This is a genomic window from Nesterenkonia muleiensis (assembly GCF_003600155.1).
Classification (GTDB): Bacteria; Actinomycetota; Actinomycetes; order Actinomycetales; family Micrococcaceae; genus Nesterenkonia; species Nesterenkonia muleiensis.
Window position 1 is genome coordinate 62,113 of the sequence record NZ_QWLD01000046.1, and the last position, 25,795, is coordinate 87,907.

Annotated in this window: 22 protein-coding genes; 8 read left to right on the top strand and 14 right to left on the bottom strand. The window is 63.1% G+C overall.

The window, feature by feature from the left end:
* Positions 1–124 precede the first annotated feature (124 nt).
* From DVO78_RS13945 to DVO78_RS13960, 4 genes are all read right to left on the bottom strand, one after another.
* Positions 125–1,252 carry an alcohol dehydrogenase gene (locus DVO78_RS13945; RefSeq protein ID WP_120005590.1) on the bottom strand — a complete coding sequence of 376 codons (1,128 nt, stop codon included), beginning with the start codon at positions 1,250–1,252 and terminating at the stop codon, positions 125–127.
* Between the two features lie 108 nt (positions 1,253–1,360).
* Positions 1,361–2,110 (bottom strand): SDR family NAD(P)-dependent oxidoreductase, encoded by a 750-nt coding sequence (locus tag DVO78_RS13950; RefSeq protein WP_120005591.1) that lies wholly within the window; start codon positions 2,108–2,110, stop codon positions 1,361–1,363.
* A gap of 81 nt (positions 2,111–2,191) precedes the next feature.
* Positions 2,192–3,847 (bottom strand): flavin-containing monooxygenase, encoded by a 1,656-nt coding sequence (locus DVO78_RS13955; RefSeq protein ID WP_120005593.1) that lies wholly within the window; start codon positions 3,845–3,847, stop codon positions 2,192–2,194.
* Positions 3,848–3,880: 33 nt separating this feature from the next.
* A complete protein-coding gene (locus DVO78_RS13960) occupies positions 3,881–4,786 on the bottom strand; it encodes an alpha/beta hydrolase (RefSeq protein ID WP_120005595.1) in 906 nt (301 codons plus the stop codon).
* 279 nt (positions 4,787–5,065) lie between these two features.
* Between DVO78_RS13960 and DVO78_RS13965 the strand changes: the two genes are divergently transcribed.
* A complete protein-coding gene (locus tag DVO78_RS13965; protein ID WP_120005597.1) occupies positions 5,066–6,901 on the top strand; it encodes a sigma-54-dependent Fis family transcriptional regulator in 1,836 nt (611 codons plus the stop codon).
* A gap of 235 nt (positions 6,902–7,136) precedes the next feature.
* Here DVO78_RS13965 and DVO78_RS13970 read toward each other — a convergent pair whose 3' ends face one another.
* From DVO78_RS13970 to DVO78_RS13985, 5 genes are all read right to left on the bottom strand, one after another.
* Entirely contained in the window at positions 7,137–9,656 is a 2,520-nt protein-coding gene (locus DVO78_RS13970; protein ID WP_120005599.1) for an ATP-dependent Clp protease ATP-binding subunit, read from the bottom strand.
* Positions 9,657–9,868: 212 nt separating this feature from the next.
* On the bottom strand, positions 9,869–10,171 hold the full coding sequence (locus tag DVO78_RS13975; RefSeq protein ID WP_120005686.1) for a histone-like nucleoid-structuring protein Lsr2: 303 nt from the start codon (positions 10,169–10,171) through the stop codon (positions 9,869–9,871).
* A gap of 187 nt (positions 10,172–10,358) precedes the next feature.
* Positions 10,359–10,526 (bottom strand): hypothetical protein, encoded by a 168-nt coding sequence (locus DVO78_RS17670; protein ID WP_162301596.1) that lies wholly within the window; start codon positions 10,524–10,526, stop codon positions 10,359–10,361.
* A 16-nt stretch (positions 10,527–10,542) separates the two neighbouring features.
* Positions 10,543–12,057, bottom strand: coding sequence for a lysine--tRNA ligase (gene lysS / locus DVO78_RS13980; RefSeq protein ID WP_120005688.1), 1,515 nt, complete (start codon positions 12,055–12,057; stop codon positions 10,543–10,545).
* A gap of 36 nt (positions 12,058–12,093) precedes the next feature.
* On the bottom strand, positions 12,094–14,115 hold the full coding sequence (locus DVO78_RS13985) for a M13 family metallopeptidase (protein WP_120005601.1): 2,022 nt from the start codon (positions 14,113–14,115) through the stop codon (positions 12,094–12,096).
* A 177-nt stretch (positions 14,116–14,292) separates the two neighbouring features.
* Between DVO78_RS13985 and DVO78_RS13990 the strand changes: the two genes are divergently transcribed.
* From DVO78_RS13990 to dmpG, 6 genes are all read left to right on the top strand, one after another.
* Positions 14,293–15,099 carry an IclR family transcriptional regulator gene (locus tag DVO78_RS13990; protein ID WP_120005603.1) on the top strand — a complete coding sequence of 269 codons (807 nt, stop codon included), beginning with the start codon at positions 14,293–14,295 and terminating at the stop codon, positions 15,097–15,099.
* Between the two features lie 61 nt (positions 15,100–15,160).
* Positions 15,161–16,603: an MFS transporter gene (locus tag DVO78_RS13995; RefSeq protein WP_238385318.1), complete on the top strand. Its 1,443-nt coding sequence runs from the start codon at positions 15,161–15,163 to the stop codon at positions 16,601–16,603.
* 126 nt (positions 16,604–16,729) lie between these two features.
* The gene (locus DVO78_RS14000; protein WP_120005605.1) at positions 16,730–17,671 is read left to right on the top strand and encodes a 3-carboxyethylcatechol 2,3-dioxygenase; all 942 of its coding nucleotides are present in this window, start codon (positions 16,730–16,732) and stop codon (positions 17,669–17,671) included.
* Complete coding sequence (locus DVO78_RS14005; RefSeq protein ID WP_120005607.1) at positions 17,668–18,498, top strand: 2-keto-4-pentenoate hydratase; 831 nt, start codon at positions 17,668–17,670, stop codon at positions 18,496–18,498. The genes DVO78_RS14000 and DVO78_RS14005 overlap by 4 nt, the downstream gene beginning before the upstream one ends.
* A 46-nt stretch (positions 18,499–18,544) precedes the next feature.
* A complete protein-coding gene (locus DVO78_RS14010) occupies positions 18,545–19,483 on the top strand; it encodes an acetaldehyde dehydrogenase (acetylating) (protein WP_120005609.1) in 939 nt (312 codons plus the stop codon).
* A 9-nt stretch (positions 19,484–19,492) separates the two neighbouring features.
* Entirely contained in the window at positions 19,493–20,530 is a 1,038-nt protein-coding gene (dmpG, locus tag DVO78_RS14015; protein ID WP_120005611.1) for a 4-hydroxy-2-oxovalerate aldolase, read from the top strand.
* Positions 20,531–20,573: 43 nt separating this feature from the next.
* On the opposite strand, the gene DVO78_RS14020 is transcribed toward dmpG, so the two are convergent.
* Positions 20,574–21,548 carry a zinc-binding dehydrogenase gene (locus tag DVO78_RS14020; RefSeq protein WP_120005613.1) on the bottom strand — a complete coding sequence of 325 codons (975 nt, stop codon included), beginning with the start codon at positions 21,546–21,548 and terminating at the stop codon, positions 20,574–20,576.
* Between the two features lie 163 nt (positions 21,549–21,711).
* On the opposite strand from DVO78_RS14020, the gene DVO78_RS14025 reads away from it, so the two are divergent.
* Entirely contained in the window at positions 21,712–22,185 is a 474-nt protein-coding gene (locus DVO78_RS14025; RefSeq protein ID WP_202912201.1) for a PaaI family thioesterase, read from the top strand.
* A 49-nt stretch (positions 22,186–22,234) separates the two neighbouring features.
* On the opposite strand, the gene DVO78_RS14030 is transcribed toward DVO78_RS14025, so the two are convergent.
* Genes DVO78_RS14030 through DVO78_RS14045 form a run of 4 tightly spaced genes read right to left on the bottom strand, consistent with a single transcriptional unit; the run spans position 22,235 to position 25,781 of the window.
* Entirely contained in the window at positions 22,235–22,711 is a 477-nt protein-coding gene (locus tag DVO78_RS14030; protein WP_120005615.1) for a hypothetical protein, read from the bottom strand.
* Positions 22,698–24,290, bottom strand: a complete 1,593-nt coding sequence (locus DVO78_RS14035; RefSeq protein WP_120005617.1) for an AMP-binding protein — start codon at positions 24,288–24,290, stop codon at positions 22,698–22,700. The genes DVO78_RS14030 and DVO78_RS14035 overlap by 14 nt, the downstream gene beginning before the upstream one ends.
* Positions 24,287–25,138 carry an SDR family NAD(P)-dependent oxidoreductase gene (locus tag DVO78_RS14040; protein ID WP_120005619.1) on the bottom strand — a complete coding sequence of 284 codons (852 nt, stop codon included), beginning with the start codon at positions 25,136–25,138 and terminating at the stop codon, positions 24,287–24,289. Before DVO78_RS14040 ends, DVO78_RS14035 begins: the two co-directional genes overlap by 4 nt.
* Positions 25,139–25,187: 49 nt before the next feature.
* Positions 25,188–25,781 (bottom strand): aromatic-ring-hydroxylating dioxygenase subunit beta, encoded by a 594-nt coding sequence (locus DVO78_RS14045; protein WP_120005621.1) that lies wholly within the window; start codon positions 25,779–25,781, stop codon positions 25,188–25,190.
* Positions 25,782–25,795 lie beyond the last annotated feature (14 nt).

Consider the following 25,795-nt stretch of genomic DNA (forward strand, 5'->3'; position numbering starts at 1 on the left):
GTTTACATGCTTTCAACTGCTGTAATGCGCTGTAGGGGCCAACGCGTAGTGCGATCTCGGCAGCTCTCCGCTTCAAGTGCGCAGCATGTGCGCGATCGACCTTTTTGGGCGACGTCGTGGTCACTCATGATCTCAAGGGTTGGGACCTCGCCACTGGTGGTTGGATTAGCGGTGATGTATGCGCCCACCGGTTCTCCCCGCTCAGGACGATCCGGCCAGGAACTCCGCCAGCGGTGAGACGGTCAAGGGATTCGCGCACGCCATCGAGGTCCAGTCGGCCTTCAATAAGTGGGATCTCAGGGAGTTTTCCCTGCTGGGCGAGCCGCACAAATTCTTGCAGCTCGGCGAGCGATCCCACGAAGCTTCCTTCGATGGTGACCATCTTCAGGGCCAACAGTGCGGTGGGAATGGTGAGGTCTCCGCCGAAGAGGCCCACTTGAACCATACGGCCACCCTTGGCGAGCATGTCGAATCCCGCGGGGGCGGTGCGGTCGTTGTTGACAAAGTCAATGATGGCGGCGGCAGGGCCTCCGGTAGCCTCAGTGACATCGCGCACGAGGTCGTCGGTGTCGGCCAAAACGGTGGTCGTTGCGCCCAGGCCGCGCGCGAGTGTGAGGTTCTCGTCGGACATGTCGACTGCACAGATCGCCGGGTGGCCCAAGGCATGCAATGTGGCAACCGCGGTCAACCCGACGCCCCCCACGCCGATCACCACCACCGGGGACGCTGCTGGCAGGGGCAGAACCTTGTTGGCAGCACTGTAGGCGGTGAGTCCCGAGCACGCCATAGTTGCGGCCCAGCTGGGATCGAGCCCCTCGATGTCTAGGAGGTATCGCGGGTGCGGGACGAGAATGTAGTCGGCGTAGCCGCCGTGGCGTGCGACACCGAGGTGGCGGCCGCGCGGGCAGGCGTTCTCTCGACCGGCCTGGCAGGGAGCACACTCGCCGCACCCGAGCCAGGGAAAGATCAGTCGCGTCATCCCGGACTTGAGCCCGTCGACCTCTGGTCCGAGGTCTTCGACGACGCCGACAACCTCATGCCCCATCACGAGGGGATATGGAATCCCACGGTCGGAGAGGTTGAGCTTCCCGCGGCGGCCAAGGTCGTAGTAGCCGGCTCGTAGATGGGTGTCAGTGTGGCAGACGCCCGAGCGAATGACCTTCAAGAGAACTTCGGTGCCGTGAGGAGTGGGAGTGGGGATTGTGAGCTCGGAGATCTCGGTGCTTCCCTCGGAGATTGCGTACGCACGCATGTCGGGGCCTTTCGGGGCGACGGGTGATGGACGGGTCGTTGGTCGAAGCCGCTCTGCGGCCCAGCGACGCTCATGGCTGTCGCCGGGCCGCGGCGTTGGTTGCGCGGGTCAGCCGGTGGTGTAGCCGCCGTCGATGACGAGCTCCGATCCTGTGATGAACGACGCCTCATCAGATGCCAGGAACGCCACGCCCGCCGCAATCTCCTCCGGCCTGCCCTTGCGGCCCAGAGGTGTCGCAGCCAGAAGGGCGGTGGTCACCTCGTCCGGTACGCCGTCGGTCACCATCGCAGTGTCGATGACACCGGGGTGGACCGAGTTGACCCGGATCGGAACACTCGCAAGCTCGACTGCGGCCGTCTTGCTGAGCAACCGCACGGCGCCCTTGGTGCTCGTGTATGCTGCGGCGCCACCGCTGCCGATGAGGCCGAAGATCGAGGAGATGTTGACGATCGAGCCGCCGCCCGCACGCTTCATCGCGGGCACAACTGCCTTCATCCCGAGGAAGACGCCGGTCTGATTGACCGACACGACTCGGTTCCAGGTCTCCAGCGAGGTGTCCTCGACGCCGTTCATGTCGAGCATTCCAGCGTTGTTCACCAAGACGTCCAGCTTGCCGAACGCCGACTCGGCTCCTTCGACGGCGGACTGCCAGGCGGCCTCCTCGGTGACATCGAAGATATGCGTGATCGCCTCTGTGGGCAGTCCCTCGGACAGAATCTCAAGCTCAGCCATGCGAGAGGGCAGGTCGCACAGCACGAGGCGTGCTCCCTCCTGCGCGAAGCGTCGAGCCTCAGCTGCGCCCTGGCCCATCGAGGCTCCGGTGATGACCGCCACCTTGCCATCCAGTCGTCGAGTCATTGTCTGCTCCTTATGTTCTAGGTCATGGGGGGGGTGATTTGCGACCTGCGGCGTAGGTTGGGCTCCGCCGCAGGTCGAGTCTTAGGCGAAGGACGGCTCGGGCGTCTTGTCGAACTCGAACCCGCGGAAGCCGTCGTTCTTGACCTCAGCCAGCTGAGCGCGGTAGTTGGCCAGCCCACCCATGTAGAACATGACGGAGCGCTTCTTGCCCAGGATGTTCGCCCCGAAGATCCAGGAGTCCACCTTCGGGAACAGGGTCATGTTAGCGATCTCGTTGCAGGTCGCGTTCCAGCCGTCCTCCGCCTCCTTGGTTGGTTCAACGGTACGTGCATCGTTGCGCTCGGCGGCACCGATAATGTCGCCGATCCATTCGACCTGGGCCTCGATGCTCGGCGGCAGATTCGTGAACGGGCTGTTCGGTCCCAGGATCATGAACATGTTCGGGAAACCGGCCTTGGTGACGCCTAGGTAGCTGGTCGGTCCGTCCGCCCAGTGGTCGTTGATATGCTTCCCTCCACGACCGCGCAGATCCATGGCCCGGTAGTTGCCGTCCACCGCGTCGAACCCGGTGGCGAGGACCAGGACATCAAGCTGGTGCTCGACGCCGTCGGCGGTACGTACGCCAGCTGGCGTGATCTCCTCGATCGGGTTCTCCTTGATCGAGACCAGTTCGACGTTCTGCCGGTTGAAGGTCTCGTAGTAGCCCTCGTTGCACAGCGGACGCTTAGCGTAGAGGCCGGTCGGGGTGAGCTTGCGCGCGGTCTCTGGGTTCTTCACGATCTCGGCGATCTTCGAGCGGATGAACGCGGCGGCGGCAGCGTTCGCGTCTGGGTTGGTGGCGATGTCTGCAAAGGTCCCGAACATGAACCGGAACCCGTTGCCCTTGTCCCAGTTCTCCTGGAAGACCCGGTTTCGCTGCTCCTCGGAGACACTGGCCGCCTCGATGGCACTCTCCTCGAAACCGAAGGCGACGGCCGAGTTACGCACCTGGTCCCAGATGGCGTCGAAGTTCTGTTTCGTCTGCTCAACCTCGGCCTGGTCTACTGGACCGTTGCCGGACGGCACGCAGTACTGCGGCGAGCGCTGGAAGACGGTGAGGTGGCTCGCCATCTGTGCGGCAGCCACGATGAACTGGGTGCCGGTCGAGCCGGTTCCGATTACGCCAACCCGTTTGCCTGTGATGTCCAAGTCGTCTGGCCAGGCGTTGGTGTGCACCAGGTTGCCAGAGAAAGCACCAAGGCCGGGGATGTCGGGGATGTTGGTCCTAGCCAGCAGGCCCAGCCCGTTGACCACGTATCGGCTCGTGAACTGCTCGCCATTCGCGATGGTGATCGTCCACAGGTCGGTGTTCTCATCGAACATCGCGCCGGTCACTTCGGTGTTGAGCTGAATGTCTCGACGCAGGTCGTAGCGATCCACCACGTGATTCAGATAGGCGAGGATGTCTGACTGCTCCAGATATCGAGTGGCCCAGTCGTACTCCAGCAGAAGGTCCTTGTCGAAGGAGTAACGATACACGAAGCCCTCGGTGTCCGACTTGGCGCCGGGGTACCTGTTGAAGTACCACGTACCGCCGATGCCGCCGCCCTTCTCAAGCCCCTTGACAGATAGCCCTAGCTCGTCGCGCAGCTTGTGCAGCATATAGATGCCGCCGAATCCGGCTCCGATCACGATCGCGTCGTAATCGGGCGCAGAGACCGCGGCGGCGTTAGCATGGTTGCTATTTTGGGTGATCATCTCATCTTCTCCAATGCGATCTGACCAGGCCGCTCAGGCGCCGTACCAGGTGGCGATTCGGGTGATCTCGTCGTTTGCCGGTGTGGTCCGACCGGCATTGAAGGGAAAGACGTGTTGTTGCCCCTCGACGACGGAGAGGGTCACGTCAACCCCTGCCTGCTCGGCGAGCGTGGCGAGGCGGGTCGAGTTGTCGAGCAGGGACTCATCACCACCGACGGCGATGTAGAGGCGCGGGAAGCCCGTGAAGTCGCCGTAGAGGGGGTTGGCGAGAGGAGCCTTTGGGCTGGTCTGGTCGCCGAGGACTCCGGCAATCATTCCTTCGAGAAGCGGGACTGTGATCAGCGCGTCCGTGACGTCGTTGGTGACCAGCGTCTCGCCGGCGTTCTCCATGTCGAGCCAGGGCGAGAACACGATCACGCGACCCGGCAGCGGCTTACCCCGGTCCTTGAGCGCGAGGGCCGTCGCGACCGCTAGGTTACCGCCAGCGGAATCTCCGATCGTCGTGATGTTCTCGGCAGCTACTCCGGTGTCGTTGAGCGCAATGAAGACCGAGACAGTGTCCTCAAGACCGGCGGGGTGCGGGTGCTCGGGCGCGCGACGGTAATCGAGCACGAAAGCTTCGACGCCCAGTGCTTTAGCGATGTGAGCTGCAAGTTTGCGATGACTCGAGGCTGACCCGACAGCGAACCCGCCACCGTGGGTGTAGAGAAGCACCTTGGTGGTGTCAGCGCCGAGCGGTCGGCACCAGATCCCGGGAACGCCGCCCACGGTCTCCTCGGCGTACGTCACGCCCTCGGGCTCCCTGGTGGGCTGATGCCACTCGTCGAAGATGCTGCGGAAAAGCCGCATAGTCAAGTCAGGCTGTGTCGCGAGGATCTCAGACCAGTCGACGTAGAGGTCCTTGAGCGGGTCCTGAGAGACGGAAGTTGGGATCGTCATATGGTTCACTCCTTTCGGGTCTGTGACTGCCATCGCTCGGGGTAAGGAGTGTGATGCAAGCCACGTTGCTTGTGATACACAATGCTAGGTGTGCGGCTTGGCCCGACTTGTGTTCCATTTTGAAACAACATTTAGCACGCCGAGGACTCAAATCAAGGCTGCCCAGAAGTCACAGTGTGGCGAGATCTATGCGCCCACAGCATTAAAGACAGTGGGATTAGTCTCAATCGACACGCCTAAGCTCTAGTCAGGATGTGATGCTCGTTACATACTGGAAACGTGACCCACGTATCTCAACTCACGACGAGCGGCACGCTTATGCCCGACACCATTCGCTCCGCGAAGGAGACTTTGATTTCGCGCGGTCTGCTGCGAAGTGGGAGTGGGCATCCCGACTGGTTGCCGGAACAGATCGACCGTAGTTGGCGACGCTCAATAAGTGCGGGCGCAACGGTCGAACCCAACTCATTGCATTACGTCAATGACTTCGATTCAGATAGCGAACTGTATCGCGCCGCACGCCCAATTCTCGATCGGCTAGAGGGAACACTCCAGGATCTCGGCACCTCGGTATTTCTTGCTGACCGAACCGGTCAGATCGTGGCCCGTCGCGTCGCTGGTGACAGCGAACGTACCAGGTTCGACAATGCGTGCGCCGCTGAGGGTTTTGACTTCTCAGAGGAGAGGATCGGCACTAATGGACTCGGCACCGCCATGCAAGAGGGGGGAGCTGTCTTCATACGAGGTCCTGAACACTTCAACGAAGCGCTCGAACAGCTCGCTTGCGCCGGCGTGGGCATTCGGCATCCAGCAACAGGTCGGCTGGTTGGCTCGCTATCATTGGCCGCTCCGGCGGATGCAGCCGAGAAGCACATGCTTGCCCTAGTCCGTGAGGGCGCCCATCAGATCGTGGACAGTCTCGGCCGCAACGTCGGCTGGCGCGAACTCGCGCTTGGCCGAAGTTATCAACGTCATCGTGACAGAGGTCCGGTCATCGTTCTCAACAGCGATACCGTGATGAGTAACGTCACTGGGCTTTCGTTTTTGAACGTCGAGAGCCACGCGCGGCTGTGGGAGTCACTGATGTCCCAGGACTGGTCCGAAGGGCCACGCCTGCTGGACCTCAACCTCCACACCTTGCAGGCGAGGGCGCTCGCTCACCGGCTCGAAGATCTCGGCGACGAACCTGCCTTTGCCGTTGAGATCCTCAACCGACGACGGCCAGGCGAACCTCAGAAGCGAGAAGTCGACACGCCAACACACGATGAGTTCGTCACCCAATTGCACCGTGCAGCGACGCGAAACACAGCCGCACTTTCGATCACTGGACCCAGCGGTTCGGGGAAGTTGCATGTGGCACTCGACTGGCTGCGCTCGATCGGACAACCTGAGCCCATTATTCTCGAGGCAGGCGATCTTGAGTCACGACCATCCTGGCGGACCGAGGCCGCTGAAGCACTAAGCTCCCAGCGGGCTGTTGTCATCCGACGACTCGAGGACTTGCCCATCAGCCAGCTCAACGCGACGAAGGCTATCAGCGCCAGGTTCTCGAGTTGCCCCGATAACCCCATCGAGGCGTCGCCCGAGACATATGCGCGACTTATCATGACAGCGGACTTGAGCCGATGTTCGAACACCGCGCTTGGCGTTGTTGCCCAAGCAACAAGGGGTGCTGTCCTTCCCCCGTTGGCGAGCAGGAGCCAAGACATTCCAGGGATCACGGCCGCGCTGCTGGAACGGCTCGACCAAGATGAACATCCCATACTGTCCGCGGCAACGATGCAGGTTCTCTTGCGCTGGCACTGGCCAGGAAATATCGCCGAGCTGGATGGACTGGTCAACAATCTGGCAAGAGAATTCCCCGGCCAGCCGGTGAGTCCCTACCATCTCCCCGAACAAATGTGGGACGCGGCAAACCGACACACCTTGACTCGAATCGAATGCGCCGAACGTTCTGAGATCGTCACCGCCTTGCGTCAGGCGAACGGGAACCGCTCGAGGGCTGCTATCCTCCTCGGCATCGGACGCACAACGCTGTACCGCAAGATCTATGCCTTAGGGCTCGAGGAGGATGCTCTCCTAGTCTCCGCCGCCCAACAGCACCTCGCGGGTTGACCTTGCACTGAGCAATAGCTGGGCACCAGGACACCTCTTGACACTAGCAGTTCCTGCGCGGCGAGGCCCTGATGCGGACCAGAGCATGGTCGAGCGGAACGCTTGGCGGATGTGAGCCGAGCTGGGCACGTGGAGTTCGTTCAGAAAACCCAAACGCAGCAAAACGAAAAGACCGGGCCCGGGAGAGTCTGAAACTCTCCCGGGCCCGGTCTGCGGCGTCGTCGTGCGTTTTTCTCTACGCCTCGATCTCGGCAGGTTCCTCGGCCGCTTCGATCTGGTGGTCGGTCGGCACCGTCCAGTCGAAGGTGAGTTCCCGGTCGGCCCCGGACCCTTTCAGACCCACGCTGATCTCAGCGCCGTGCGGAATCTCGCCGTAGAGGATGCGCTCGGAGAGCTGGTCCTCGATCATCGATTGGATGGTCCGGCGCAGCGGCCGGGCACCCATGGAGGGGTCATAGCCCTTCTCGGCTAGGAACTCGCGGGCCTCGATGCTGATCTCCAACGTCATCGACTGCTCTGCCAGACGCTTGCGCAGGCGGTCCATGAACAGATCCACGATCGTGACGATCTCGTGCTGCTCCAGCTGCGGGAACACGATGGTGTCGTCCACGCGGTTGAGGAACTCGGGCCGGAAGTGCTGGCGCAGTTCCTGGGACACCTTGCCCTTCATCCGTTCGTAGTTGGTGGTGGTGTCGGTGGCGGAGGCGAAGCCGGTCATCACGCCCTGGGAGATGTCCTTGGTGCCCAGGTTGGTGGTCATGATGATCACGGTGTTCTTGAAGTCGACCGCCCGGCCCTGGGAATCGGTCAGCCGGCCGTCCTCCAGGATCTGCAGCAGAGAGTTGAACAGGTCAGCGTGCGCCTTCTCGACCTCATCGAACAGCACCACGGAGAACGGACGACGCCGCACCTTCTCGGTGAGCTGTCCGCCCTCCTCGTAGCCCACGTAGCCTGGGGGCGCGCCGAAGAGCCGGGAGACGGTGTGCTTCTCACTGAACTCGGACATGTCCAGGGTGATCAGCGCATCCTCATCGCCGAAGAGGAACTCCGCCAGCGCCTTGGCCAGCTCGGTCTTGCCCACACCGGTGGGTCCGGCGAAGATGAACGAGCCGGAGGGGCGGTTCGGGTCCTTGAGCCCAGCACGGGTACGGCGGATGGCCCGGGAAAGAGACTTCACCGCCTCGTCCTGGCCGATGACCCGCTTGTGGAGCTCCTCTTCCATGCGCTTGAGCCGGTCGGATTCGGCCTCGGTGAGCTTGAAGACCGGAATGCCGGTGGAGAAGGCCAGAACCTCGGCAATCAGGTCGCCGTCGACCTCAGCGATCTCATCGATGGAGCCGGACTTCCAGGCCTCTTCCTTGTCGTTGCGCTCATCGACCAGCTTCTGCTCCCTGTCGCGGAGCTGGGCAGCGCCCTCAAAGTCCTGGGCGTCGATGGCGGCTTCCTTCTCCCGCTTGACGTCCTCGATCTTGGCGTCGTACTCCTTGAGCTCCGGCGGTGGCGTCATCTTCTGGATGCGCAGCCGGGCGCCGGCCTCGTCAATCAGGTCGATGGCCTTGTCCGGCAGGAAGCGGTCATTGATATACCGGTTGGCCAGGCTGGCGGCCTGTTCCAGGGCCTCCTCGGTGATGGAGACTTTGTGGTGGGCCTCGTAGCGGTCGCGCAGCCCGCGCAGTATCTGCACCGTGGTCTCCACCGAGGGCTCGTCGACCTGGATGGGCTGGAAACGGCGCTCCAGAGCGGCGTCCTTCTCGATGTGCTTGCGGTACTCATCGAGCGTGGTCGCACCGATGGTCTGCAGTTCGCCGCGGGCCAGCATCGGTTTGAGAATGTTCGCGGCATCGATCGCGCCCTCGGCCGCGCCGGCTCCGACTAGAGTGTGGATCTCGTCGATGAACAGGATGATGTCCCCGCGGGTGCGGATCTCCTTGAGCACCTTCTTCAGGCGTTCTTCGAAGTCACCGCGGTAGCGGGAGCCTGCCACCAGGGAACCGAGGTCCAGGGTATAGAGCTGCTTATCCCGCAGCAGCTCAGGGACATCGCCGTTGACGATGGCCTGCGCCAGACCCTCGACCACCGCGGTCTTGCCGACACCGGGCTCACCGATGAGCACCGGGTTGTTCTTGGTCCGGCGGGAGAGCACCTGCATGACCCGCTCACGCTCGTAATCGCGCCCGACCACGGGGTCCAGCTGCGCCTCACGGGCGGCGGCGGTGAGATTGCGGCCGAACTGGTCCAGCACCACGGATCCAGAGGGGGTCCCGCCGGAGCTGCCCTGGCCCACCCCGGCACCGGCCTTCTCCTGCTGGTCGCCGCCGGAGTAGCCGGAGAGCAGCTGGATAACCTGCTGACGGACCTTGTTGAGGTCAGCGTTCATCTCCACCAGCACCTGGGCGGCCACACCCTCGCCCTCACGGATGAGGCCCAGCAGGATGTGCTCGGTGCCAATGTAGTTGTGGCCCAGCTGCAGGGCTTCACGCAGGGAGAGCTCCAGGACCTTCTTGGCGCGCGGCGTGAAGGGGATATGGCCTGACGGGGCGTTCTGCCCGGGGCCGATCTTCTCCTGCACCTTTTCGCGCACTCCCTGAAGGTTGATGTCAAGGGACTCCAGCGCCTTGGCGGCGACCCCCTCACCTTCATGGATCAGCCCGAGCAGGATGTGCTCGGTGCCGATGTAGTTGTGGTTGAGCATGCGGGCCTCTTCTTGGGCCAGCACGACGACGCGCCGTGCGCGGTCGGTGAATCTCTCGAACATAGCCAACTGACACTCCCTACAGCGTGATCTTCCGAGGGTTCAAGGCTACGGGCACATCCCGGATCGCCCTACCCTGTTCGCCACAGGGAAAAGAACACCACGCATACACCACCTCTCCGGTCACGCAGCGTCGACCTCTTTGCCTCGGACACGACGGAGCCCCGGCACCACCGCATAGGCGGTTCCGGGGCTCCAGGCAGAAGAGCCGGGGTTCAGCGCTTCTTGGCGTTGCGATATGCCTCGACGATGTCGCGGTGGAGGCGGCCCCGCTTAGCGACGGTGTGCCCGTTGGCCACAGCCCACTCCCGGATTTTCTTTGCCTCATTCTGCGGAGACGGCGGTGGCACGGCCTCCGCTTTGCGAATATATTTCTTCAAAGTCTCACGTAGCTCTTTTGCATTCTCATCCGAGAGGTCTATCGCGTAAAATCGGCTGTCCAGACCGAACTGCACGGTCTCCTTTGCCGGGGATCCATCAAGATCATCCACCAGTATTTCTTGCACTTTCTTCGCCAACTGCAATCACCTCACTGCATAGAATCGACAACCCGGAAGAACACAGCTTCTGATCAGCTCACTGTTGGGTTATCTAATGGTTAATTTTTGCCAGGATCGAAGCATCCTGCAACGACGTTCATTCTTGCAGGGAAATACAATTCAGGTCAACTCTGTAACGATCTGAAACACAAGCGACTTCGGTCACTCAGCGGTCGATATCCGCGTCCTGCTCGTCATGGTCTGTGAGCTCGTGACGGGTCTGCGCCTCAGCCGCGCGTTCATTGCGATCAGCCCTGAATATCGCGCGCATGGCGAGCCAGAAGACCAGCCCTACGCCGACAGAGGGGGCCAGCACCTGAAAATATGGCCACAAGTTTTCCATTATCAGTTCAGCTTTCTGGCTTCAGCAGCGGGAACAGGATGGTTTCACGAATGCCTACACCCGTGAAGAGCATCACAAGGCGATCAATTCCCAAACCGATTCCGCCCATTGGTGGTGCGCCGTATTCCAAAGCGCGCAGGAAGTCTTCATCGAGCTGCATCGCCTCGTCATCTCCTGCGGCAGCCTGCGCGGACTGAGCCACCAGGCGCTCACGCTGGATCACCGGGTCAACCAATTCGCTGAAAGCTGTCCCACGTTCCATTCCGCCGATGATCAGGTCCCAGGCTTCAATGACTCCGGGCTTCTCGCGGTGCGGACGAGCCAACGGTTGTGCTGCGGGCGGGTAGTCGCACACAAATGTCGGCTGGACCAGAGTGGGTTCCACGATCTCGCCGAAGAGCTCCAGGACCAGCTTCTGCGCGTCCCAGGCCGGGTCAACCTGCACCTGTTGTGCCTTCGCCACAGCGCGCAGGGTCTCGGCCTGTGTCTCCGGAGTAATCTGCTGACCGACGGCTTCGGAAAGAGCCGGGTAGACACTGACCCATGCCCACTCCCCATCAAGGTTGACCAAGCCCTGGTCAGTCTCGATCTCTCTGCCGGCTCCTACGGCATCAGCGGCTGCGAGGATCATCTCCTTCATCCGGTCAGCCATGACATACATATCTGCCCAGGCCTCATAGGACTCCAGGGTGGTGAACTCAGGCGAATGGGTGGAGTCCACGCCCTCATTGCGGAAGACCCGTCCGATCTCGAAGACTCGGTCGATGCCCCCCACCACGGCGCGCTTGAGATAGAGCTCGGTGGCGATGCGCAGTGTCATCGGCTGGTCGAAGGCGTTGAGGTGGGTGTCGAAGGGCCGGGCGTGGGCGCCGCCGTGGAGAAGCTGCAGGACCGGGGTCTCCACCTCCACGTACCCGTGAGAGTGCAGCGTGTCACGGATCGCCCGGGTCACCGCTGCCCGCGTATAGACCATTTCCCGTGCCTCATCCCGGACGATCAGGTCGGCGTAGCGCTGCCGGACCCTGGTCTCCTCATTGAGCTCGGCATGAAGCACCGGCAGCGGGCGGATCGCCTTGGAGGCAATGGTGAACGAGCGTGCCATGACGCTGAGCTCACCCCGTCGGGAGGAGATCACCTCACCGGTGATCTGCACGTGATCACCGAGATCCACCAGCGACTTCCAGTCCGCAAGCGCCTCCTGGCCCACCTCTGCCAAGGAGATCATGGCCTGAAGCCGAGTGCCCTGACCCTCGGGGCCGCCCTCCTGCAACGTGGCGAAGCAGAGCTTTCCGGTGTTGCGGATGAACATGATCCGCCCAGCGACCGAGACCGTCTCGCCGGTGGAGGCCCCGGGCTCCAGATCAGGGAAGCGTTCACGGACCTCGGCCAGCGAGGCGGTGCGCTCCACCGAAACCGGGTACGGCGGCACCTCTTTTTCCAGCAGGCGCGCGCGCTTGCCGATGCGCACTGCACGCTGGTCGTTGGTATCGATCTCTGCCGCCGCGGTTGTCTGCTCAGTCACCACGCCAGTTTACTTCTTCTACTCGACGTAGAAGAACTACCAAATGGTCACTCGCTGATCAGGAGCCAGGTACATGCCGTCGCCTTCGGCTGTGGCGAATGCCTGATGGAAAGCATCCACGTTCTTCACCGGCTGGGTGGCGCGGAACTCAGCCGGTGAGTGCGGGTCGATGCTCAGCAGGGTCAGGGCGCGTTCTGGCCGGGTGACATTGCGCCATCCCTGAGCCCAGGCGAAGAAGAACCGCTGATCGCCGGTGAGTTCACCCGCCGTGTCGGCGTCGTTCTCCTCCGGACCTTCGACCTCGGCCAGGGTCTTGCCCCGGTTCTTGGCAGCCAACCAGAGTCTATAGGCCTTATGGGCGATGCCGATGCCGCCGAGGTCACCGATATTCTCCCCCAGGGTGAGCTCGCCGTTGACGGTGTGCTCATCGTCCAGGACTGCGGGAGAGAGTTCGTTGAACTGGCCCACCAGCTGGGCGGTGCGCTCCTCGAAGGCGGTGCGGTCCTCTGCTGTCCACCAGTCGGTCAGCGAGCCGTCGGCGCCGTAGCGGGAGCCCTGGTCGTCGAAGCCGTGACCGATCTCATGTCCGATCACCGCCCCGATCGCCCCGAAGTTCTGCGCCATGTCTCGCTCCACCGAGAAGAAGGGAAGCTGCAGGATCGCCGCAGGGAAGCAGATCACATTCTCCAGCGGATGGTAGTAGGCGTTGACCGTCTGCGGCGTCATATGCCACTGATCCGGATCCGGACCGTCATCGATCTTGGCGACGTCGCGCTCCCATTCGGCTGCGGCGGCACGCGCCACATTGCCGACCACGTCATCGTCGGCCACGTGCACCGAGGAGTAGTCGACCCACTTGACCGGGAATCCGATCTTCGGCGTGAAGGCGTCCAGCTTCTCCAGGGCCTTGGCGCGGGTCTGTTCCCCCATCCACTCCAGAGTGGTGATGGAACGCCGGTATGCCTCAATGAGCGCGGCGATCAGCTCATCCATCGCCTCCCGCGCCTGGAGCGGATAGTGCCGAGCCACATAGATCTGGGCGATATCCTCACCGAGATGGGCGTTGGTGAGGGCGACGCCGCGCTTCCACCGCTCCTTGAGCTGAGGGGTTCCGTTCAGCGTCTTGGAGTAGAACTCGAAGTGCTCATCGACCAGTTCAGAGTGCAGCAGCGGAGCTGCCCAGCGCAGCAGTGCCGTGCGCAGCCAGTGCTTCCACGCCTCCAGGGGCTGCTCGGTGAGGGCTCTCTGGAACGCTGGCAGCACATCAGGCTGGGAGAGCACGATTTCGGCCGCCTGGTGCTCGGACAGGCCCCAGCCTTCGATCGCCTCGGCGATCAGCGGCATCGCCTCTTCCACCTCCTGGCGGGTGCGCAGGTTGTAGCGTTTCTGGGCGTCTCGTGTGGTGACCACGTCCCAGTGGTGGGAGGCCAGCTCAGTCTCCAGGGCGAGCACCGCAGAGGCGGCCGCCGCGGCGTCGTCGACGCCGGCGATGGTGAGGAACCTCTCCAGATGCGCCTGGTACTTCTGGCGGATCTCAGCATAGGACTCGTCGCGGTAGTAGGCCTCGTCCGGCAGCCCGAGACCACCTTGGAAGACGTGGAAGAGCTCGCGCTCCGGGTTGCCGGCGTCTCGGGTGGCACCTGCCAGCAATAGGCCCTCCACGCCGTGACACTGCCATGCGGCGGAGAGGTTCAGCAATTCACCGGGGGTGCTGATGGCATCGATCTGCTCCAGACGGTCCTGGATGGGGGCGAGTTTGAGCTGCTCAGCACGGTCAGCGTCCATGAATGCGGCGTAGAAGGTGCCGATCCGCTGCTGAATCGCACCGAAATCGGGATCAGCCTCGGCACCCTCACTGGTTGCCGCCCCGGCAGCCTCCTCCAGGATGGCACGCACGTCAGCCTCCGCCTTGTCGCGGAGCTCCAGAAAAGAACCATAGGCGTCCAGGTCGTCGGGAATGGTGGCGGTCTTGAGCCACTCACCGTTGACGTGCCGGTTCAGGTCATCCTGCGGACGGACGCCGGAGTCGAGGTACGGGAAATCAGTCGTTGTGCTCATGGATTCACCCTACCGGCCCAGCCTCCCGCTTCTCCGAGCGCCGCAGAGGCCCCACCGGTTGACCTCCGACCCAGGATCCGGCGTGGCAGCAGTCACACTGCGTATAGGATGGCCTCCACGAGGGGAAGGCTCCACCGTGTCCCCCAACTGCTCACGACCGCTCCTGAGTGAGGCCCCATGCCGAAAAGTGCCCCCCGAGACCCCCGCACGGCAGTGGACAAAGCGATGTCATTGCTCAGCGCCTTCGGCGACGAGGCCAACGTCGGTGTTGGCCTCAGCGTGCTGGCCCGCAGGGCGGGGCTGTCAAAGTCCACTGCCTTCCGTCTTCTGGCAACGCTGCAGTCGAACGGTGCGGTCGAGCGGGCTGGAAGCGCCTACCGGCTGGGCAGCATGATCCAGGACCTGGGGCAGACATCGGAGACGGAGTACCAGGGCTGGATCCGGGATGCGCTGACCCCCTATCTGACCGGCCTCTACGAGCACACCCGCCAGACGGTCCATCTCGCAGTTCTCGACGGCACCGACGTGGTGTACCTCAACAAGCTCTACGGCCACCTGGCCGTCAAGAGCCCCTCGCGCATCGGAGGCAGGGTGCCTGCCTACTGCACTGCTGTCGGCAAGATGCTGCTGACTCAGGACCCCACAGCCGTCGAAGAGTCGATCAAGTCAGGGCTGCGCAGCTGGACACCGCAGACCATCACCGACCCAGAAGCCTTCCGAGCCGAGATCTCAGAGGTCAAGCGACGCGGCCTGGCCTACGACCGGGAGGAGGTGACTCCTGGTCTTTGCTGCGTGAGTGCGCCGGTCTTCGACCGTCAGAAGAAGGTCGTCGCCGCACTCTCCATCTCTGGAGCTGCCGGGAAGTTCTCCCCGCAGAACGTCGAGGATGTGCTGCGCAAGGTGTGCTTCGAGGCCTCCCGTGCTGTATTCGCCCTGGGGGGACATCCGCCGGCAGCACGCAAACGACACACCGGCTCGGCGTAGCGACCGCACCGGTCCGTAGAACGAAACGCCCCTTAGGTGTCCTGTATCACATTCCCGGAGGATGACTCTCGACCTCGTCAACAGTCACTCCCCGGGAGAGAACATGCCGCAACGCGACAACAGAACACCTGGCAACATACTCGAGACCGACCCTGTGGCCCCGCCACCGACCGAAGCTTCGCAAGTCACCCCGAAGCAGCGACGCCGGGCACTGGTCTCATCCTTTCTCGGCACCACCGTGGAGTACTACGACTTCCTCCTCTACGGAGCTGCGGCGGGGCTTGTCTTCCCCATCCTGTTCTTCCCCGATGAGATGGACCACGCGGTCGGAGCGACACTTTCGTTCGTCATCCTTCTGGCCGGATACGTGGCACGCCCGCTGGGCGGTCTCCTGTTTGGGCATTTCGGGGACAAGTTCGGCCGTAAGAACATCCTGTTCATCACACTGATGCTGATGGGTGTGGTCTCGATCGCCATCGGCCTGATGCCCACCTTCGCCACGATAGGGTACGCGGCCCCGATCGCGCTGACTGTGCTGCGCGTGGTCCAGGGTCTGGCCATCGGCGGTGAGTTTGCAGGCGCCACCCTCATGGCCACAGAACACGTGAAGAAGGAGCGGCGCGGGTTCGCCTCCTCAGTGGCTGTGACCGGAGGCCCCACCGGATCTGTGCTGGCCACCCTGGTGCTGGGACTGTTCGCGGGAATGCCCGATGATCAGTTCCTCAGCTGGGGCTGGCGAGTGCCGTTCCTGCTCTCTGCGGCATTGGTGATCATCGGCCTGTACCTCCGTTACCGGGTCACTGAGTCGCCCGATTTCGAGAAGGCCCGGCAGGAGGGCAAGGTGGAGACCGGGGTGCCCATTCTCCGCGTGCTGAAGAAGTACCCCATGGAGACCGTCTACGGCATCGTAGGAGGCGCCGGTCCGCTGTTCATGCAGGCGCTGCTGGCGGTGTGGATGATCCCCCATCTCACCGCACAGGGTGTGGTGGAACGCCAGGAGGCCCTTTATATGCTGACCTTCTCCTCCTTCATCCACATCTTCGCGATACCGTTCTTCGCCACCCTGTCTGACCGTTTCGGCAGGCGGCGCATCATGCTGATCGGCGCGGCGATCTCCGTCACCCTGGTCTTTCCCATGTTCGCGATGTTCAACTCCGGGAACTGGTGGCTGATCGCGCTGGCCTTCGTGGTCGGCAACCCCATCATCCAAGCCTCCATGTACGGACCGATCGGTGCCTTCCTCGCAGAGAAGTTCGAGCCGGAGGACCGCTACACCGGCGTCTCTCTGACCTTCCAGCTGGCATCAGTCTTCGGCGCCGGCATCGCGCCGCTGACCGCCGCCTGGCTGTACGGCCTGGACAACGACCAGGGCACCAACAACATCGCCTGGTGGTTCATCGGCATGATCATTCTCGGCGCAGTGGCCGTGATCCTCTCCCGCAGCAAATTCCAGTCCCGGCAGAAGGACCCGGCCGCGCCCGTGGAGGTGGTGGCGGCCAAGTAGGGGGGGACCGCCGTCAGCGATACTGTGCCGATCTGCGGGACACGCAGATGCCCTGCCGGGGCAGCCTCAGGTGAAATAGACAGTAATTACAGGGAATCAAGCAACGAACAGAGCAAGGAGCGCCCAATGCCACAGGCTCTCGTGTGCATGTCACACAGCCCATTGCTGGAGTATACGAATCCGCCGGCCGAGGTCAAGGAGGCCGTGGAAGAGGCGTTCGACGCGGCGCGGTCCTTCGTCCGGGACTACGACCCTGATCTGGTCATCAATTTCGGGCCGGACCACTACAACGGGTTCTTCCAAGACCTGATGCCGCCCTTCTGCATCGGCTACCGCGCACACGGAACAGGCGATTACGACTCATTCGACGGCGAGCTCGACGTTCCCACCGAAATCGCCGAGGATCTCTCGCAGTTCCTGGTCGAGCAGGACCTCGACGTGGCCATCTCCAGGAACATGGAGGTGGATCACGGTGCCGTGCAGCCGATGGAGATCCTCTACAACGGCCGCCCCGACGCCAAGCCGATGATTCCGGTGTTCATCAACTCTGTGGCTCGTCCGTTCACGAAGGTCTCCCGAGTCCGCCGGCTTGGACAGGCCATCGGGGAGTACTTCAGCAACTCCGAGCAGAAGGTGCTCTTCGTCGGGTCGGGCGGGCTCTCTCACGACCCTCCGGTGCCCCGGTATCACGAAGCCACCCAGGAGCAGAAGGAGTTTCTGGTCTCGGGCCGCAACCCCACGGCTGAAGCCCGGGCCGCCCGGCAGCAGCGGACGATCGACACCGCAAACGCCTTTGCCGCAGGAGAGGCCGACATCATGGACCTGAACCCAGAGTGGGACAGGAAGTTCCTGGAGGTCTGCCGCTCCGGAGATGTGACGCAGTTCGATCAGTACCGCGCCTCTGACATGGACCAGGTGGCTGGCCACTCCTCGCATGAGGTCCGCACCTGGGTGGCCGCCTACTCCGCGCTGAGCGCAGCAGGTCCCTATGAGCTGAGCTATGAGTTCTACCGTCCCATCAAGGAGTACATCGCCGGTTTCGCGGTCACCACGGCGGTCCCGGTATGAGCCGCCAGCCGGTCACCTCTTCGGCACGCGCGGGTGGTGCCGCATCCCGGGCAGATCGTCTTCACGGCATCGGGGATGCGCTGCTGGAGGCCACTGCCTCCGGTGAACCGATCGCACCGCCGCGCCAGCTGCTGGAGGCGATGGACCTTGATGACGCGTACCGGGTACAGACTCACCAGCTGACTCGTCATCTCGGCGATGGGCGTCAGCTGGCCGGCCGCAAGATCGGACTGACGTCCTTGGCCATGCAGGCCCAACTCGGAGTCGACTCCCCAGACTTCGGTTTCTTCTTCAAGGACATGGTCTTCACCGCCGGTGACCGGATCCCCACCTCATCATTCATCAGCCCGCGCGTTGAGCCGGAGCTGGGCTTGATGCTCGGCCACACGCTGAGGGGACCCGGAGTGACTCTCGAACAGGCGCGTGGGGCCGTCGACACCGTTCTTCCCGCACTGGAGATCATCGACTCCCGGGTCCGAGACTGGGATATCACGTTGGTCGACACCGTGGCAGACAACGCCTCATGCGGTGCCATCGTCCTGTCAGAGACTCCCGTCGATACCCCGTTGGAGGCTCTGGCAGAGATCCCCTGCGCTCTGCGCATAGATGATGCGATCGTCGAAGAGGGCCGCGGCACAGCCGTCATGGGCGATCCCATCGAACCCCTGGTCTGGCTGGCCAATGTCCTCGGCGAGCGCGGGGAGTCCATCGCGGCCGGTCACGTGGTGCTGACCGGTTCCTTCACCAAAGCCGTGCCCGTGGTCGCCGGCCAGACCGTCACAGCGGACTTCGGCCGCTACGGCTCACTGACCATCGACTTCACCTGATACCGCCCCGGCACCGGGCAACGACAGCGACTCAAGAGGATGTACTATGCAGAAGAAGACGGCCGCCATCGTCGGCTCCGGCAATATCGGAACTGATCTGATGTTCAAGCTGATGCGCCGCTCCGCGCGGGTGGAGCCGAAGTACATGATCGGGATCGATCCCGAGTCAGACGGGCTCCAACGCGCAGCCCGGCTGGGCCTGACCACTTCTGCCGGAGGCGTCGACTGGCTGCTTGCCCAGCCCGAGAAGCCAGACTTCGTCTTCGAATGCACCTCCGCAAAAGCACATGCCGCCAATGCCCCCCGTTATGAGGCGGCCGGGATCCGGGCCATCGACCTCACCCCAGCGGCTGTAGGACCGTATCTGGCTCCGGTGGTGAACATCGACTCGCTCAGCGACGTCCCCAACGTCAACATGATCACCTGCGCGGGTCAGGCCACCACTCCCATCGTTGCCGCCGTCTCCAGTGTTGTCCCGGTGCCCTATGCCGAGATCGTGGCATCGATCGCCTCGAAGTCCGCCGGCCCGGGAACCCGCGCCAATGTGGATGAGTTCACCGACACCACGGCACGCTCACTGGAACAGCTTGGCGGAGCAGACCGCGGCAAGGCCATCATCATCATCAACCCGGTCGAACCTCCCATGATCATGCGCAACACCATCTACTGCATGATTCCCCCGGAGGCCGCAGAGCAGGGTCCGGCCCAGGACTCGATCGCCTCCGCCATCGCCAGCGCCGTCAGCAGGATCCAGGACTATGTGCCCGGCTACGAACTCAGAGTGGCGCCGCAATTCGAGGCTGCCCGGCCAGATTGGGGCGGTCAGGGCCGGGTCGGGGTCTGGGTCCAGGTCAAGGGAGCTGCGGACTACCTGCCGGAGTACGCCGGAAATCTTGACATCATCACCGCCGCAGCAACCCGTACGGCGGACCTGCTAGCCGAGAAGATGGACTCCGCTGTGCTGACAGCGGCGACTGGAAACTGAGGATCACCTGTGAGCGCACCGATTGATACCGCCTTCGACATCCGCCTGACTGATACCACCCTTCGCGACGGTTCTCATGCCATGCGTCACCAATTCACCGAGGACCATGTGCGCGGCGTGGTGCGCGCCCTCGACGACTCTCGGGTGGAGGTGATCGAGGTCACCCATGGTGACGGTCTCGGCGGATCGTCGTTCAACTACGGATTCTCCCTGACGCCCGAGCTCGACCTGATCCGCGCGGCGGTGGATGAGGCCAAGCAGTCGAAGATCGCCGTGCTGATGCTGCCCGGCCTGGCCACCATCCATGACCTCGACCAGGCTCGTGATGCCGGAGCGCGGGTGGCTCGCATCGCCACCCACTGCACCGAGGCCGACATCTCCATCCAGCACTTCGAGCACGCCCGGAAGATCGGCATGGAGACCGTGGGGTTCCTGATGCTCTCCCACCGCGCCACACCTGAGGAGCTCGCAGCTCAGGGGCGGATCATGGCCGATGCAGGATGCGAATGCGTCTACGTGGTGGACTCTGCCGGGGCGCTGATCCTCGATGGCGTCTCAGAGCGGGTCTCCGCCCTGGTGCAGGAGCTGGGCGATGATGCGCAGGTCGGCTTCCACGGCCACCAGAACCTCAGCTTCGGGGTGGCGAACTCAGTCTTCGCCGTCAGGGCCGGGGCCACACAGATAGACGGCACCCTGGTGGCCCTGGGAGCCGGGGCCGGCAATGCCCCCACCGAAGTGCTGGCGGCGGCGTTCGACCGCCTGGATGTGAAGACCGGGGTGGATATTCAAGGACTCATGTCAGCCGCAGAGGATGTCGTCAAACCCTTTATCACCCGGATGCCGGTGATGGACCGTGCGTCCATCATGCAGGGCTACGCCGGTGTCTACTCCTCCTTCCTGATCCACGCTGAGCATGCTGCGGAGCGCTACGGGGTGCCGGCCTACCGCATCCTCGAAGAGGTCGGCCGGGCCGGATACGTGGGAGGACAGGAGGACATGATCGTCGACGTCGCTGTCCAGCTCGCAGAGCGAGGCGTGACCGCCTGATCCTGCGGCCGCCGTGCAGTGCGGCCCCTGGGGCAGAGTCTGCTCAGGAGGCTACCTGCACCACGATCTTTCCGCTCACGGTGCCATCGATCATGCTCGCGAAGCCTTCATGGATGTCCTCCAGCGCGATGACCCGGTCGATGCGGGGGCGCAGTTGTTGGGCCTGGACCAAACGGGACATGGCCTCAGTCTCGGCTCTGGTCGAGCCTGTTGAACCGAGGATGCGAAGCTGCTGGAAGAAGATTCGTCCCAGCTCGGCATCGGGCTCGGTGCCGGTGGTCGCGCCGGCGACGACGATGCACCCGCCGGGCCGCAGACAGCGCAGTGAATGTGACCACGTGGCCTCGCCCACTGTTTCGATCACTGCGTCTACTCGGTGCGGCAGTCGGCTGCCGGCGGGAAAGGCTTCATGCGCACCAAGCCGGCGTGCCAGTTCTTGTTTTTCCGCCGTCCGGCTGGTGGCGTAGACGGTGACCCCTGCTGCCCGCGCCATCGTGATGGCTGCCGAGGTCACCCCACCACCTGCGCCCTGTACCAGTACGCTGTCGCCTGGGCGCAGCCGGGCTTGGGTGAACAGCATGCGGTAGGCGGTGCCCCATGCCACGGGCAGGCATGCCGCTTCTTCGAAGGACAGGTGTGCCGGCTTGTCCACCACACACCGCCGGGGAACAGCGATACGTTCGGCGAATCCACCGTGGTGCTTCTCTGACAGCAGTGATCGTCCCGGGTCCAGCGTCTCGTCACCTTGGCCCCCGTCGGGGTCTGCGATGACGGGGTGGACGATGACTTCTCGCCCCTCCTCGGTCACTCCGGCGACGTCGCAGCCGAGGATCATCGGAATGTTCTCAGGGCGGTGACCGACTCCGCGAAGTGTCCAGACATCATGCATGTTCAGAGAAGAGGCCTTCACCGAGACAGTTGTCCAGCCCGCCGGCGGCTCCGGCTCCGGCATGTCTTTGAGCCGCAGGCCGGAGAGCGGATCCTCCGGGTTCTGTGAGACGGCAACTGCTGCGCGCATACGATCCTCTTTTCGAATGGTGGGGGTATGACCATCTCATCACTGAGAGGCCGGGTCCTCACCGTATGCGTGCCGCACAGTGGAAAGTTGATGTGCCGCCGATCACATGCGTCCGTAGTCTGCTGTTCTGACATTCATCAGCGACGAAAGGGGAGTGCACCGTATGGGCTGGGTACAGGGAGAGATGACCGTTGAGGAGCTCAATCTGAAGTCACAGGGGTGTCTGAACGAGAATCTCGGCATCGAGATCACTGAGCTCACTGAGACCTCGATCAAGGGGCGCATGCCTGTCGATGGGCGCACCACCCAACCGGCAGGAATGCTGCACGGAGGGGCCTCTGTCGCCTTTGCTGAGACATTGGCCTCATGGGGTGCCCATTGCGCCATCGATCGCAGCGCCCAGCACGCGGTGGGCCTGGAGATCAACGCGAATCATGTCAGGCCTGTGTCCTCCGGGAAATGGGTCTACGGGGAGGGCACTCCCCTGACCAGAGGCCGCACCACACACGTATGGGATATCCGCATCACTGACGAGAACGGCAGACCAGTATGCATCAGTCGGTGCACGATGGCGGTGATCGCTGTGGCCAGCCAGTACGTGCGAGCCGATCAGCGCTCAACGCCGCCCTCTGCCTGAGAACTGCCCTTCGACGGCAGGGCTGAAGACAGAGCCGGCTCAGGCAGAGTCAGTCAGTGGGCACGATGTCAATGTTCCGCGACTGCTCCAACACCCACTGAGGCTCGGCGGTCATCAGGGACACCGAACGGTCTGGGAGGTCGACGTCGACCACATACCGGTAGCCGGCCTGTTCGGCTTGAGCGATCTGCTCGACGTCCTCCTCCGGGCAGGCGATCACCAGCCGCCGGCAGTGGGTCGCGTGTGCGAAGAGATGCTCCGACACGAGCTGAATCGCCTCAGCGGCAGCGTCATCGGATACCTCCAGCAGCCGGTCTTGAGTGCCGACGGGATAGGTCACCTCATATGCTGTCGAGACCACACGAGAGACTCTGATCCGGCCGGCAGCAGTGCCTCCGTGCCAGACCTGGTACACCGTGTCGACCGCGGAATCGTCGTCCTTGCTCAGTGTCCAGGCCTCCGGCAGGGGGGCGGGCCATTGCAGCAGGTCGACTTCGTCCGTGTGGTGGTGCTCATGCGCCGACATTGTCATGCTCCCTCTGCTTCGTCAGGTTCCGCACCGCGTTCTTGTCCAGTTTCCCGGCACCATTGCGTGGGAGTTCCTCGGAGAGCACCAATTTCCGAGGGAGCTTGTAGCGGGCCAGTCGCTCTGCGGCGAATTCCTGAAGCTCTTCCAGAGTGGGACTGACCCCGGCTTCGCAGGAAAGGACCGCGACGACGCATTCGCCCCATGTGGGGTCGGGTACGCCGACGACCGCGACGTCGAGAGCACCGGGAAATTCGACGAGCACACGCTCGATCTCCGCGGGATAGACGTTCTCCCCGCCGGTGATGATCATGTCCTTGAGCCGGTCGACGATGTAGTAGTAGCCGTCGGAGTCGACGTAGCCGATGTCTCCGGTGTGGAACCAGCCCTCGGTGAAGGACTGCTCCGTATTCTGCTCGTCGTTCCAGTAGCCGGGGGTCACATTCGGTCCCTTGACCCAGAACTCCCCGGTTGCCCCGGGTTCGATGATCTCCTCTGAGGTGAGCGGATCGGTCAGCCGGATCTGTGTATAGGGCATCGGCACACCGCAGGAGCCTGGTTTGATATGTGTGAGTTCGGCAGGCAGGTAGGTGGCGAAGGGGGAGGTTTCGGTCAAACCCCAGGCCTGCTGCACATCGATCCCCTTGGTCGCGTAGATCTTCAGCAGCACTGGAGGGACGGGCGCACCTGCACAGATCAGCGCGCGCAGGCTGGAGATGTCGTGCTTGTCGAATTCCTCAGTCTTATGCATCGCTGAGAGCATCGCCGCGACCATGAAGGCCTGATTCACGCTGTACTTCTCAATATCGCGCATGACCTGCCGGGGGTCGAAGGTCCGGTGGATCACGGTGCGCCCGCCGCGCAGGATGTTTCGGATGGTCAGGGCATTGAGCCCACCGATGTGGAAGAGCGGGGCCACCGCCAGATTGGTGTCGCCACGCCTGGTATCGACCATCGAGTCAACGTTGATGGAGTTCCACCACACATTGCCGAAGGTCAGCTGGACTCCCTTCGGGAGTCCGGTGGTGCCGGAGGTGAACATCAGCATGGCCAGATCCTCGTTGCCGCCAGGCTCCACCAGAGGCTGGTCGGAGTCGTCAATCTCGCGCAGCTGCGCACTCAGGGCGGTGGCGTACGGGGGCACCGAGCCCTGCAGAGGCGTCAGGTCGTCATTGTCGACCACAAGGACGGTGCTGCCCTTGAGGCCGCCGAGTCCTGCGATGGCCTCGATCACTTCCAGGTGTCCCGGTTCCACGATGAGCACCTCCGGCTCCGCGCGTTCCAGCAAACCTGCGATCTCTCGCGGAGCCAGCCGGAAGTTCAGCGGCAAGTAGACCGCGCCGAGCCACCATGAGGCAAACATCGCCTGCAGGAAAATGGGGCTGTTCAGTCCGAGGTAGGCCACGCGGTCGCCCTTGGCCAGGTCCAATCTCTGCAGCACCCGCGCAAGCTGTTGGGTCTCGGTGACAAAGTCCTGATAGGTCCAGACTCTGTCCCCATAGACGAGAACGTCATCAGAAGGGAAGTATCGCTGCTGCCTGAGCAGTTGAGCTGTCGGATTGATGTCTACAGTGCTCATAACTCGTCGCCTCCTGCGGCTTTGTCGCCGAATCCGCGCACTCCGATGCCTCCGTCTGCCTGGATGATCTGACCGGTCACGTTGCCGGAGTTCTCACCGGAGGCAAGCAGTACGTAGGAACCGGTGAAGTCCCGCGGGTCCACCGAGGCATCGTGCAGCGGAATCAATGGATTGTCGCCAGTGAGCTCTGACTTCTCGAAGGAGGCAGACAGCGAACGGTCCTTCAGCCCGATCGACTCCGGGCCGCGCAGGTCGGTGTTCATCGCCCCAACCGCCACACCGTTGACCCGTACTTTGGGGGCCAGTTCATAGGCGAACTGGCTCACCAGGCCCCGGCAGGCGAATTTGCTGGCCGTGTAGATCGACCCACCGCCGGCAGTGTAGAAGGAGGCATTCGACAGTGTCATCACTATGCATCCTCGCCGGGCGACCAGTTCACGCCATGTCGCCTCCACCGTGAGCAGGTATCCCTTGACGTTGATGGCGAACAGTTCGTCAAAGGTCTTCCCCAGCTCGTCGCCGCCAAGACGCGCGACGGAGCGGTTGTAGTCCCAGATCCCGGCATTCGGCACCACGACGTCGAGCCCTCCGAAGACGCTGAGGGTCTCTGCCACCGCCCGGTGGAGATCCTCCGAGGACCGGACGTCGCCGGCGACGGCGGCCCACCTCTCGGGTGCAGGACTATCGGCGATCACCGCATCCAGCTTCTGTTTTTCACGGCCGAATATGACGACATTGGCGCCCTCAGCGACGTATCGCTCCGCCACGGCACGGCCGATGCCAGAGCCTCCGCCGGTGATCAGCGCGGTTCTGCCTCCAAGCCAGCCATGGGTCTGTGTCTGCGTCATCGGATCAGTCTCTTCCTGGGTGCTTGCGGTTCATCAGGACTGTCAGGGTTCAGAAGAAGGTGCTCAGGTTCTTGGCCTGCAGCACATTGGCGTCGAACAGGATCTCCCGGCGCGATATGCGGAAGCCTCCATCATCTGTGATGCGCACCTGATCGGTGCGGCCGCCGGAGTAGAGATCGGTCTCGGTCTGCAGCCGGTTCCGGTAGACCAGAAAGGCCGAGCGAACCAACAGCTCGTTCTGGGACTTCCACCGCGCGGTGATGTTGCTGATCAGGTGACGGGTCCGGGAAGGCGGGTCCTCCGCCCACGCCATTCCTGAGTCATAGCGGCGGATTCGCCACGCCAGAGAGTCGCGGGTTTCGTCGAAGTAGGCGGCCTCGCCCTCGGCCCCGATGGACAGGGCGGCCTGCCTGCGGAGTCTGTTGGTCCTCAGCGGTGCCCAGTAGAAAAGGTCGTCGTCGAAGATGTCCAACCAATCGGCGTACCGGCCGTCATCGAGTAGTTCGGCCTCGAGGAAGTAGAACTGCTGCACGCGATAGGCCAGTTCAGCGTCGACGAGTTCGCCGGACTGCTCGAAGCTGGTGTCCACGGCCTCTGCAGATCCTGCAGCATCAGCCGGTGCGGTGTTGTTGGGGGGTGCCATAGACGAGCCTTTCT